The following is an 11,833-nucleotide window of genomic DNA, read 5'->3' as shown; positions in this document are numbered from 1 at the left end:
TGGGATGCGAAATTTGTACAAGATTTACAAAGGATAGTATTTATAATAATGTTTCATTGCTTACTTTATCAACCAGAAATTCCACCTAATACTGGTAATATCATTCGATTATGTGTTAATACCGGAATTAAGTTACATTTAATTCATCCACTCGGTTTTGAGTTAGATGATAAAAAATTAAGACGCGCTGGGCTTGATTATCGTGAATTTGCTAATGTTCAAGAATATGATTCCTTAGCTGAATTTATAGATAAACTAAAACCAGAACGTATATTTGCCTGTTCGACAAAGGGTACAACTAATTATAGTAAACCACAGTATCGAAATGGAGATGTATTTTTATTTGGACCAGAGACACGAGGTTTACCCATGAGTATTTTGCAAGAATTACCTGCTGAACAAATAATACGTATTCCAATGTATCCAGATAGCCGCAGCTTAAATTTATCTAATTCTGTAGCGGTTATTCTGTATGAAGCTTGGAGGCAAGTGGATTTTGAAATTCAACAATAAACTTTGATCCTTCACCAAATTCGCTTTCGCACCAAACCTTGCCCTTCATAGCGGTTACTAATTTTTTAACAATAAATAAGCCCAATCCTGTTGAATGTTCTCCAGCAGTAGGTTGGGGAGTTAAACGGGCAAATTTTCCAAATAATAAAGCTTGTTCTTGTTTCTCAATTCCTGTGCCTTGATCTTGAATTTCACAACGCACTACATTTGCATCTTCAAACAAATTAATACAAACAGTTTTACCAATAGGCGAATATTTAATCGCATTAGAAATTAAGTTATCAAGTATTTGATATAGTGCATTTTCATCCACAAAAATTGAATAGTTTTGTTGTTCTTTAACTTGATATTCTAATGTAATCTGTTTTTTCTTTGCCGTTTCAATATAGTTTTTTAGCACGGTTTGTAAACAACTATTAAAATTATATGTATTAAAAGAGAAGTGAATGTTTTTAGACTCAATCGCATTAACATCTAATAAATTCTTAATTAAAGAAAACATTTTTCGAGAACTAAATTCAATCATTGAAGCAAATTCAATCAACTTATCTTTAGATAAATTATCTAAAGAATGATGAATAATACCTGCTAAAGACTGAATCGCTGATAAGGGATTTTTCAAATCATGCGCAGCGATACTTAAAAATTCATTTTTTTCTTTATTCAGATTGGTTAATTGTTGATTCAGTTGTAATAGAATTTCATTTTTTTCCTTTAATTCTAAAGTACGTTCAGCTACTTTATCTTCCAAATGATGCCGATATGATTCAATGGTTTTAATATCGGAATAATTACGTAAACTGGATGTCATTACTGTAAATAGTTTTTGATCAGTCAACTCAGTTTTATTTTTGTAATCATTAATATCATATTTAATAATTACTTGTTTTTCAGGTGCATATCCAGCTTGCCCAGTGCGTAAAATGATACGTACAAGGTGATTGTTTAATCGCTCACGTATATATTCTACTAATTTCAAACCAGCATCATTAGTTTCCATGACAACATCTAAGAAAATTACAGCCATATTTGGATGTTGATCAAATACCAATTTCGCTTCTTCAGCAGAATACGCGCTGACAAATTTTAATTTTTTACCTTGATAACTATAATCATCTAATACAAAATGGGTTAATTGATGAACATCTTCTTCATCATCAATAATTAAAATTTCCCATGTTTCTTCTTGCTTTTGAACTTCTTCAAAAATATCATCATCTTGAAAAATTATGTCATCATAAACTGTACTCATTATTAATCCTTTTTATTTCAATAATAAAATTCACACCATTGCCTTCACTACTATCGCAACTAATATTACCATTCAGTTTATGAGTAACTAAATTATAAACAATATGTAAACCTAATCCGCTCCCACCTTGTTGACGATTAGTAGTAAAAAATGGCTCAAAAATATGTTCAATAACCTTAGCAGGAATACCTTTGCCATTATCAGAATAATCTAAAATTAAACCCTGCTTCATTGATTTTACCTTTATTTTGATTTCTCCTTGTTGTTGATTAGAGAATCCATGTATTAAGGAATTCATGATTAAATTAGTAAATATTTGATAGAAAATACCGGGATAACTGGTCAAAACGATATTTTCATCACATATAATAGAGACTTTTACTTGGTAATGTTTTAATTCAGCACGCAGACTGGTTATAATTTCATTCAAATAATCTTTAAACACAAAGCTACGTTGCTGTTCACTAGATTGATCGACTGCGACTTGTTTGAAACTTTGAACTAATTCAGCGGCTCTAGTTAAATTTTTTTGAATTAGTTGGCTGCCTTGTTGAGTCGATTTTAAATATTTATCTAAATCAGCGCGTTTCATTTTGCCAGTTTTATATAGATTTTCTAATTCCAAACTAAGAGTATTTAATCTTGATGCCGCTGTAACTCCTATGCCAACTGGAGTATTAATTTCATGCGCAACACCTGCAACTAAATTACCTAATTCAGCCATTTTTGCTGATTCTATTAGTTGTTGTTGAGCTTGTTTAATTTTCTTAGTACGTTCCTCAACTTCAGCTTCTAAGCCATACAATAATTCTGTTAATTGTTGTGCCATGCTATTAAAGGATTTAGCTAAATCACCTAATTCATCTTGACGTTCAATCTGCACTTTTTGATCCCATTGCCCTAAAGCTAAAGCTTTAGATGCAATATTTAAGTTTTGAATTGGTTTAATAATCCAACGAGCTGTAACAATACCAATTAAAATTGCGACTATTAAAGCAAATACACAGAGCATAATGCTAACTAGAGTATTAAAATGTATATGCTCCATAAAATCATTTTCTGGCACTATAACCACAATTAACCATTCAAGTCCCCATTTATCATGATATGGTAATACTTCCAGAAAATATTTTTTTTGTTGATAGATAAAATCAAGTTGTTGTTTTTTTGTATTATTAAGTTTGCCTTCTAAATATTTAGCAGTTGCACTAGTTAAAATATCTTCACTATCTATTGCTCGAAAACGTCTAGTTTTATTATCAATAATACGAAATGGCTTTTCATCAGTTGAACTAGCAACTAACAAACCTGATGGTTCCATGATAAAAGTTTGACCAGTTTTAGCTATTTTCAGATTCTTTAAAAAATATCCTAAATCCAAAAAGGTTAAATCAACGCTAGCCACAGCCAATAACTTACCTTTTTTATCATAAATAGCTTGATTAGCAGAAATACCAGTACTATTACTAGAAAAATAAACATAAATATCACTCCAAACCGGCTTAGCGGCATTTACTGCGGCTTTATACCAAGGTCTAGTACGTGGATCATAGTTTTGTCTAATTGCTGAAACTGTACTACGATTACCATCAGTGTCAGTTTCCCACGTTTCTAGCTTATTATGATTTGAAAGTTCTACAATAATAGAGCCATTTTCGCGTTTTTTAGAGCCGATATAATTACCTTGTTCAGTACCAAGTCCAATATAACTAACTGTTTTAAATTGTTTTATTTGATTCCAAAAATATGAAACTAAATGTTGTGGATTTGAAAAATCTATCTTTAATAAATCTTGACGAATAGCATCAGAATTAATTTGATTTACCAAATGAGGCATTGCGGTATGAGTCTTGATATGTTGATCAATAAGTGCAGTAATTTCACTACGTAACTGTATAGCTAAATCTTCAATTGCTTGTTTGCCATTATAAAAAGACAGCCAAGCGACTAATCCAACCGTGGTGACGATTTGAAGTATAAAAGGCACAATAATGACGCTTTTCAGTGACAATTTAATATTAAAAAAAAATTTTTTCATAAAAGAAATATAATATAGCTAAAAAAGTTAATTATAAAACAATACATAAAGGAATGAATATGCAAGATGAAACTTCTACGATTTTAATTGTCGATGATATTGCTGAAAATATTAGCGTCTTATTCGACTTATTAATCATGAATGATTTTGAGGTTTTAGTCGAACGTAGTGGTGAGGGAGCGTTACAACTTGTAGAATTAGCTTGCCCACGCCCAGATTTAATCTTATTAGATGTTATGATGCCACCGGGTATAGATGGTTTTGAAACATGCAGCCGTTTAAAAGCTAATCCAAATACTGAAGATATAACTGTAATTTTCATGACTGCCTTATCAGATACTACTGATAAAGTAAGGGGATTTGAATTGGGCGGAATGGATTATGTAACTAAACCTTTTCAACAAGAAGAAGTGTTAGCGCGAATCAATACACATTTAACTATTAGTAAATTAAAAAAACAATTTGCTAATTTAAATTCGCAGATAAAAATTCAAGATGAAAAGTTACAACAACAATATGCAATGACTTCATCATTAAATGATCAGTTACAAAAGGAAATTCGTGAACGTAAACATGCAGAAAAGGCATTACAAGCTAGTAAGCGAGAATTAAATCATGCAATCAACAATCTTAATCGTCGATGATGTTCCTGAGAACATTAGCACTTTATTCCATTTTTTAGACATTAATAATTTTGAAGTATTAGTGGCACGTGATGGAGAATCTGCTCTTGAACTTATCGAATATCAACGCCCTGATTTAATTTTGTTAGATGTTATGATGCCGGGTATTGATGGTTTTGAAACTTGTCGGCGTTTGAAAACAAATTCTAATACTAAGGAAATACCAGTAATTTTTATGACTGCACTTTCTGATACCTTGGATAAAGTTAAAGGTTTTGAAATCGGTGCAGTTGATTATATTACCAAGCCAATTCAACAAGAAGAAGCTTTAGCAAGAATTAATACTCATGTAACGATATATAAACTAAAACAACAATTAGAAGCTTTTTCTTATACGGTAGCTCATGATTTAAAAAATCCAATCCATGATGTAATCAGCATGTCTGATTTATTAAAAACATTATATTCAGATGATTTAAATATTCAAGGAAAAGAATGCGTAGAACACATTTTAAGATCTAGTTATAAAATGGTAGATATTATTAATGCCTTGTTATTGTTGGCGAATGTTTCAACACAAGGTGTTAATTTAACTAGTGTGGATATGAAAGAGGTTATTTCTAGTGCTGAACAACGTTTAGCTACAATGATTGAGCAATATAATGCTAAAATTTTTATACAAACTGACTTGCCACAAATAATATCTTATGTTCCTTGGTTAGAAGAGGTGTGGGTAAATTATCTAAGTAATGCGATTAAATATGGTGGAACACCAGCATGTGTGGAAATTGGTGCTAGCCAAGAAGCGGAAACAATTTGTTTTTGGATACGTGATAATGGTTTAGGTTTAGACAAACAAGCAATGGCAAAATTATTTACGCCATTTACTCGCCTTCATCAAACATCTGTTGAAGAAGGGCATGGCTTAGGTTTGTCAATTGTACAGCGAATTATAGAAAAGCTTGGTGGTGAAGTAGGTGTAGAAAGTGAAATTGGTAAGGGTAGTAGGTTTTATTTTACTTTCCAATACAAAAACTAGAAAAAATTTCCCCCAATAAGTCATCAGCAGTAAATTTTCCAGTGATTTCTCCAAGTGCTTGTTGTGCTATACGCAATTCTTCTGCTAATAATTCGTTTTGATAGTTATGAGCATGATTTAAAGCTGTAGCAAAAGCGATTTTAGCAGTTTGTAAAGCGTCTAAGTGACGACGACGTGCCATGAAATTACCTTCAGCATTACTATCTAGCCCCATTTTTTGTTTTAAATAGTCTTTTAAACCGTCAATTCCTGCTCCTGTTTTTGCTGATATATAACATATATCGCTAGAACTCATGCCAGCCTTATGATCACTTAAATCAATTTTATTACGCACAATTAAAGGTGTTTGCTCAATTTCACTTAATATATTACTATGATCATCAGGATGACGATCATCTACCAACACGATGACAAGATCAGCTTCTTTCAAAGCTAACTTAGTTCTACGTATTCCTTCCTGTTCAACCGGATCATCAGTTTCACGTAACCCAGCAGTATCAGTAATATGTAGCGGCATTCCATCTAATTGAATTTGTTCACGCACTACATCACGGGTAGTTCCCGGAATTGGGGTTACAATAGCCGTATCTCTACCAGATAAGCAATTTAATAAGCTAGATTTTCCAACATTAGGTTCACCTACTAAGACAATTCGCATTCCTTCTTTGAGCAAATAACCTTGTTGCGATTTTTCAATCAATTGATTTAATTCAACAGTTATTTTTTCTAGTTTAGCTAGAACTTGCCCATCAGCTAATAAATCAATTTCTTCATCGACAAAATCAATTCCAGCTTCAATATAACTGCGCAACCAAATTAATTGATCTACCAACGAATGAATCTGAGCAGAAAATTCACCTTGCAAAGATCGTAAAGCGCAACGTGCCGCTTGTGTTGAAGCACTATCTATTAAATCTGCAATTGCCTCAGCTTGAGCTAAGTCGATTTTATCATTTAAAAATGCCCGCTCAGAAAATTCACCCGGGCGAGCTAAACGCGCTCCTAATCCTAGTAAATTTTTTAAAATCAAGTCAAGAATAATAGGACCACCATGTCCTTGTAATTCTAAAACATCTTCACCAGTGAAAGAATTAGGAGCAGGAAAATAAATAGCTAAACCTTGATCTAATAATACACCTTGGCGATCAACAAAATCGCTAAAAGTGGCATAACGAGCAGGCGGTAATTTACCTAAAATGCTACTAGCAATTTCAGTTACTTTTGAACCAGAAATTCTAATAACACCAATGCCGCCACGCCCGGCAGGAGTGGCAACAGCGGCGATTGTATTTGAATTATTCATATTAATGAATTAAAGTACCAACACCTTTATCAGTTAAAATTTCTAATAACACCGCATGTTCAACGCGCCCATCAATAATATGAGCTGAATGTACACCGCCTTCTACAGCGTCTAAAGCACACTGTATTTTTGGTAACATTCCACCTTCAATTGTACCATTATCAATTAATTTTTTAACACGGTTTGCATTTAAACCTGTTAATAATTCACCCTGTTTATCAAGCACACCGCTAGTATTAGTTAATAACATTAATTTTTCAGCTTTCATCACTTCAGCAATTTTGCCAGCTACTATATCAGCATTGATATTATAAGATTTGCCATCATTACCAACTCCAATCGGAGCAATTACAGGAATAAAATCGCCACTAATCAATAAATCAATCACAGAAATATCAACACTAATAATTTCACCAACATGCCCAACATCAATATTTTCTATTTTTTTAGCGTAAATTAACTGCGCATCTTTACCAGTTAAACCAACTGCTGCTCCACCTTGATTATTAATCAAACTAACAATTTCTTTATTAACTAAACCTCCAAGCACCATTTGTACTACATCCATAGTTTCACTATCAGTAACACGTATGCCTTTAATGAATTCAGTTTCTTTACCTAAACGTTTTAATAAACTACTGATTTGTGGTCCACCACCATGTACGACAATTGGATTCATACCAATGCGTTTCATTAATACGATGTCACGAGCAAAACTCTCTTTTAATGCTTCATCTACCATCGCATTGCCACCATATTTAATTACAAAGGTTTTGCCTTTAAAACGATTAATATATGGTAAGGCTTCAGTTAAAACATGAGCAATGTTTTTGGCATTTTCTAATGGCATAATATTTTTTATATCTTTAGGTGTATTAATATTTAAAAAGGTTTCTGCTATATTACATTATTACTACATAGATTGCATATAAGCAGGGATGTAATAGCATAATGATATTATATAAATTCCAGCAATAAAAATTAAGGAGAATTTGAAGCGGCTTATGCTAAAAATCGGCGAGTGATTAAATACTTCTAAACCTGTCAGGTTTAAATCTTCAACAAAAAACCATGAATACTGCGTTTTTCAGTTGGCTGCAAACGCTTACCATCATAAGCAACACTAGCATCTGCTTGAGTTTGCATTAAATATTCAACAATCATGTTTTCTAGTTTAGCTAGAACTTGCCCATCAGCAAATTAGTTGATCCACCAAAGCATGAATTTAAGCAGAAAATTCACCCGGGCGAGCTAAACGCGCTCCTAATCCTAGTAAATTTTTTAAAATAACATCAAGAATAATAGGACCACCATGTCCTTGTAATTCTAAAACATCTTCACCAGTAAAAGAATTAGGAGCAGGAAAATAAATAGCTAAACCTTGATCTAATAATACCAATGCCGCCACGCCCAGCAGGAGTGGCAACAGCGGCGATTGTATTTGAATTATTCATATTAATGAATTAAAGTACCAACACCTTTATCAGTTAAATTTTAATTTACAAAACGGAATTCTACAATGATATTATATAAATTCCAGCAATAAAAATTAAGGAGAATTATCATGATAAAATAATCCTACTCATAATACTAACAACACCTAACATTTTAATCGCTAATCCTTGTGATCAGGCTAATTCTTTAGTTAAACATTCTTATTTTTTGCAGCCGCCGCAAGAGAAAACTTTATTAAAATCTGCCTTGAATCTTTGCCCTAGTCATGCTGTTGCTCATACTAATTATGCTAATTTGTTAGAAAATCAAAATTATAACAACAGAAAATTTAGCCTTACTCTATAACAAACAACGATTACAAAAAATGGTGAAATTAACAAAACAATGTCAAAGCAAATTTAAATAGATTGGTGATTAAACTGGAGTACAAAGCTAGGCTTTGAATTCCAAATTACATAATATAAATAAAATGGAGATAACATTATGATGACAACACTTGAAAAGGTTAAATGTTTAGAACAATATCTTATCATTGATACTTCAACCGTTGATCCCGTGCTGGATATGAGTATTAATAAGTTATTAGCACGCGAACATGCACGGATGCAAGAACTAAACACACGTTTATTAGACCAATTAATAGCATTTGAAGAGACTTATTCACTTAGTTCTAGTGATTTTTATAGAGCTTATGAAAAAGGTGATATGGGAGATGAAATGGATTTTGTGGAATGGGCTGCAACTGTTGAAATGTTTACTAATGTTGAAAAACGATTAACATTATTACAAAGAGGTGTCAATTAATGAATCTAATTATTACACAACATTTTGATGCAGTTGAGGTTAGGATTATTCAAAGCCCAATTATTGTCTCTTATGAAGTTGTCAGACGAGAAATATCCCCAGTTGATGGCAAATTACGCATAAAAATGGCATTAACTGACGGAGGATTGGCTGAATTTGTTGCGTATGTTAGCGATGTCGGTGGTAAAATTAGTTTATTGAAATATAGTTTTCATTGGCAAAATTCCAAAGGAAAATTAAAACAACGTTGGGATAATGCAGCACATCATCCACAATTACCCAATTATCCGCATCATGTTCATAAGGAAGATGGTGCAGTATTAGCTATAATGACAGTGCCTGATATATTTTATTTCATTGAACAGATTGAACAATTATTATAACGCAGATAACATTGAGTACAACGATACGCAACGGCGGAACGCAATAAATATCAACAAACCCCAAAAAAAACTACATAGATTGCATATAAGCAAAGATAAAACATAAAAAATAGCCGCAGCGCGGGGATTTCACGCTTAAAACATTCTGATTAGCCCAAACTAATCAGAAAAATTTAAAAAGGTAAAAGTGATAAAAGTTTAAAGGGTTACGAACATGGATACCCGGAAGCCCACGTTGCTGGTGCGGTTCATCGGCGTGTCCCAGCTGCGGCTAGAACTTTTAACACATTGTTTTTCATTATAATTATATTTATCAATATATTCTGAACATGTCCATTCCCATACATTTCCTGAAGTATCATATAAAGCAAGATTATGGTTATAATTTGCTTTACTTTTATCAATCTCATTACCCCACCAATACTTAGTTTCCGTACCAGCCCGAGCTGCATATTCCCATTCAGCTTCAGTAGGAAGACTATATTGTTTACCAGTTTGATTACTAAGCCATTTTGTATAAGTTGTAGCATCATTCCAAGAAACATTAAGTAGTATCAGCAAACTTATCATATTCAGCAAAGGTGACTTCATATTTCCCCATAGCAAACCTATCAACCGAAACATCATGCACTGGCTTTTCACTTGAATATTCACCACCCATCCTAAAAGAACCAGCAGCAATCATAACCATCTCTGGAGCAAAACCACCAACTTTTAAAGAATCTTTAAAGACTTTTCCGGCAACAAAAGTATTTTCTTTCTTAACAGCTTGAAGTTTTTCTAACTGTTCAGATAATTTAATCAACAACCGCTGAACCAGCACCATCATCATTACAAGCACTAATCATAGTGCCTATAATGATAGTGGCTATAACAACTCTAATTTTAGGTCTTTTTGACATATTTTAAGCTCTTATTTAATAACTTATCTAAAATTTATTCTGTAGGTTGGGTTAGATTTTTTTACGCAGTAAAAAAACGTAACCCAACATTTACTACAAAACATATTATTTTATGGCACATTCTTGTTGGGTTACGTTTTTTTACTGCGTAAAAAAAGCTAACCCAACCTACAAAAGAATTCTACAATGATATTATATCAATTCCAGCAATAAAAATTAAGGAAAATTTGACGCAGCTTATGCTAAAAATCGGCGAGTGATTAAATACCTCCAAACCTGACAGGTTTTAAAAACCTGTCAGGTTTAAATCTTCAGGTGTATTAATATTTAAAAAAGTTTCCGCTATATCAGCACAATCAACTGACACTAAAGCTTGTTGTTTCAAAAAACCATGAATACTGCGTTTTTCAGTTTCTAAAAACACTAATAAATTATCTAATAAGCGACGCTTGAGCAAACAAAAAGTTGGCTGCAAACGTTTACCATCATAAGCAACACTAGCATCTGCTTGAGTTTGGATTAAATGGCTATATAAACGTGCAACTAATTGTGAACTTAATAAAGGTGCATCACAAGGCACAAAAAAAACATAATCTGTTTCTGCCGCCGCTAAAGTACTTGCCATTCCAGCTAATGGACCTTGATAATTATCAAAACTATCTGCTATAATTGGACATGCAGAAATTTTTGCATATTGTGATTGGTTGCGATTCGCGCTGATTAATACTTGACTAACTTGTGGGCGCAAACTATCAAGCACATATTCAATTAAATATTTATCCTTAAATTGCACTAAACCTTTATCATGCCCACCCATACGAGTAGCACGCCCTCCAGCTAGGATTACTCCAGTTATTAACATAGGAAAAAAATGATGTTTAAAAACTCACCATATACCATATATGGAATTACAGCTTTAATATTAATAATATTATTAATAATATTATTTTCATATTTAGGCTTAAACTTATATATTATTAGCTACTTGATTTCTATCAACCTTGTAACATTTTTATATTATGGTTTTGATAAACTGATTGCAGGTTTTGAAAGTGTAAGAATACCAGAATTGGTATTACATAGTCTAGCTCTTGCTGGCGGTTCACCAGCAGGCTTATTAGCACAAAAATTATTTCGCCATAAGACAATTAAAACTTCATTTCAAATGACTTATTGGGCTATTGTAATACTTCAGATCATTCTTATCTTATGGTTATCATTTTAAACTAATAGCCACATTATATGCACTAACAGCTTGCTGTTTAACTAAAACAGCATGTCTGCGAGCTAACTGAAATTGATTGTTTATTAAATGCTTTTCAGCTTGTTTTAAATGTTTTTGAGCTTGTTGCCATTTGCTGGGTGCATAATATTTTGCATTAACATGATTAGCCGCATTCAAAGCTTGACGAGCATCGCTCATTTCTTGTGTAGGCATAGTTGTGCAACCAATCATCATTATTAGTATAATTATACCTACTAATTTACTTATATTTTTCATAGATCCGATTCCCAATCTTT

The 11,833-nt window shown here is 32.5% G+C and carries 15 protein-coding genes; 6 read left to right on the top strand and 9 right to left on the bottom strand.

The features are described 5' to 3' along the window. Positions 1 to 48 precede the first annotated feature (48 nt). A complete protein-coding gene (gene trmL, locus BHU68_RS09120) occupies positions 49 to 513 on the top strand; it encodes a tRNA (uridine(34)/cytosine(34)/5-carboxymethylaminomethyluridine(34)-2'-O)-methyltransferase TrmL (protein ID WP_069471017.1) in 465 nt (154 codons plus the stop codon). Here trmL and BHU68_RS09115 read toward each other — a convergent pair. After that, entirely contained in the window at positions 464 to 1,765 is a 1,302-nt protein-coding gene (locus tag BHU68_RS09115; RefSeq protein WP_069471016.1) for an ATP-binding response regulator, read from the bottom strand. The two genes, trmL and BHU68_RS09115, sit on opposite strands and share 50 nt — an antisense overlap. After that, positions 1,749 to 3,803 carry a sensor histidine kinase gene (locus BHU68_RS09110; protein ID WP_069471015.1) on the bottom strand — a complete coding sequence of 685 codons (2,055 nt, stop codon included), beginning with the start codon at positions 3,801 to 3,803 and terminating at the stop codon, positions 1,749 to 1,751. The genes BHU68_RS09115 and BHU68_RS09110 overlap by 17 nt, the downstream gene beginning before the upstream one ends. 59 nt (positions 3,804 to 3,862) lie before the next feature. On the opposite strand from BHU68_RS09110, the gene BHU68_RS09105 reads away from it, so the two are divergent. Together BHU68_RS09105 and BHU68_RS09100 are read left to right on the top strand one after the other, a co-directional pair. Then, the gene (locus BHU68_RS09105) at positions 3,863 to 4,447 is read left to right on the top strand and encodes a response regulator (RefSeq protein ID WP_069471014.1); all 585 of its coding nucleotides are present in this window, start codon (positions 3,863 to 3,865) and stop codon (positions 4,445 to 4,447) included. Beyond that, complete coding sequence (locus BHU68_RS09100) at positions 4,419 to 5,465, top strand: sensor histidine kinase (protein ID WP_069471013.1); 1,047 nt, start codon at positions 4,419 to 4,421, stop codon at positions 5,463 to 5,465. The genes BHU68_RS09105 and BHU68_RS09100 overlap by 29 nt, the downstream gene beginning before the upstream one ends. On the opposite strand, the gene mnmE is transcribed toward BHU68_RS09100, so the two are convergent. The 3 genes from mnmE to BHU68_RS09085 all read right to left on the bottom strand — a co-directional run bounded on the left by mnmE (position 5,443) and on the right by BHU68_RS09085 (position 8,194). Further along, positions 5,443 to 6,768, bottom strand: a complete 1,326-nt coding sequence (gene mnmE, locus BHU68_RS09095) for a tRNA uridine-5-carboxymethylaminomethyl(34) synthesis GTPase MnmE (protein WP_069471012.1) — start codon at positions 6,766 to 6,768, stop codon at positions 5,443 to 5,445. The two genes, BHU68_RS09100 and mnmE, sit on opposite strands and share 23 nt — an antisense overlap. Position 6,769: 1 nt before the next feature. Then, complete coding sequence (gene argB, locus BHU68_RS09090) at positions 6,770 to 7,618, bottom strand: acetylglutamate kinase (protein ID WP_069471011.1); 849 nt, start codon at positions 7,616 to 7,618, stop codon at positions 6,770 to 6,772. Positions 7,619 to 7,993: 375 nt separating this feature from the next. Next, complete coding sequence (locus tag BHU68_RS09085) at positions 7,994 to 8,194, bottom strand: hypothetical protein (protein WP_445082214.1); 201 nt, start codon at positions 8,192 to 8,194, stop codon at positions 7,994 to 7,996. Between the two features lie 512 nt (positions 8,195 to 8,706). Here BHU68_RS09085 and BHU68_RS09080 point away from each other — a divergent pair. Then, positions 8,707 to 9,027, top strand: coding sequence for a hypothetical protein (locus tag BHU68_RS09080; RefSeq protein WP_069471009.1), 321 nt, complete (start codon positions 8,707 to 8,709; stop codon positions 9,025 to 9,027). After that, a complete protein-coding gene (locus BHU68_RS09075) occupies positions 9,027 to 9,410 on the top strand; it encodes a toxin-antitoxin system TumE family protein (RefSeq protein ID WP_069471008.1) in 384 nt (127 codons plus the stop codon). The genes BHU68_RS09080 and BHU68_RS09075 overlap by 1 nt, the downstream gene beginning before the upstream one ends. A gap of 198 nt (positions 9,411 to 9,608) precedes the next feature. Here the strand turns inward: BHU68_RS09075 and BHU68_RS17665 are convergent, their stop codons facing one another. The 3 genes from BHU68_RS17665 to mobA form a co-directional block, all read right to left on the bottom strand. Then, positions 9,609 to 9,971, bottom strand: coding sequence for a formylglycine-generating enzyme family protein (locus BHU68_RS17665; RefSeq protein ID WP_216092680.1), 363 nt, complete (start codon positions 9,969 to 9,971; stop codon positions 9,609 to 9,611). Further along, entirely contained in the window at positions 9,955 to 10,218 is a 264-nt protein-coding gene (locus BHU68_RS17660; RefSeq protein WP_069472952.1) for a formylglycine-generating enzyme family protein, read from the bottom strand. Before BHU68_RS17660 ends, BHU68_RS17665 begins: the two co-directional genes overlap by 17 nt. Positions 10,219 to 10,598: 380 nt before the next feature. Then, positions 10,599 to 11,174, bottom strand: a complete 576-nt coding sequence (gene mobA / locus BHU68_RS09060) for a molybdenum cofactor guanylyltransferase MobA (protein ID WP_069471005.1) — start codon at positions 11,172 to 11,174, stop codon at positions 10,599 to 10,601. 12 nt (positions 11,175 to 11,186) lie between these two features. Between mobA and BHU68_RS09055 the strand changes: the two genes are divergently transcribed. Further along, a complete protein-coding gene (locus BHU68_RS09055; RefSeq protein WP_083234189.1) occupies positions 11,187 to 11,537 on the top strand; it encodes a DUF1294 domain-containing protein in 351 nt (116 codons plus the stop codon). On the opposite strand, the gene BHU68_RS09050 is transcribed toward BHU68_RS09055, so the two are convergent. Next, the gene (locus BHU68_RS09050; RefSeq protein ID WP_083234190.1) at positions 11,529 to 11,813 is read right to left on the bottom strand and encodes a DUF4398 domain-containing protein; all 285 of its coding nucleotides are present in this window, start codon (positions 11,811 to 11,813) and stop codon (positions 11,529 to 11,531) included. The two genes, BHU68_RS09055 and BHU68_RS09050, sit on opposite strands and share 9 nt — an antisense overlap. Between the last annotated feature and the right edge of the window lie 20 nt (positions 11,814 to 11,833).

Origin of the sequence: Candidatus Marithrix sp. Canyon 246 (genome assembly GCF_001723685.1) — a bacterium.
Lineage (GTDB): Bacteria > Pseudomonadota > Gammaproteobacteria > Beggiatoales > Beggiatoaceae > Marithrix.
This window is presented reverse-complemented; position numbering and strand designations above follow the sequence as displayed.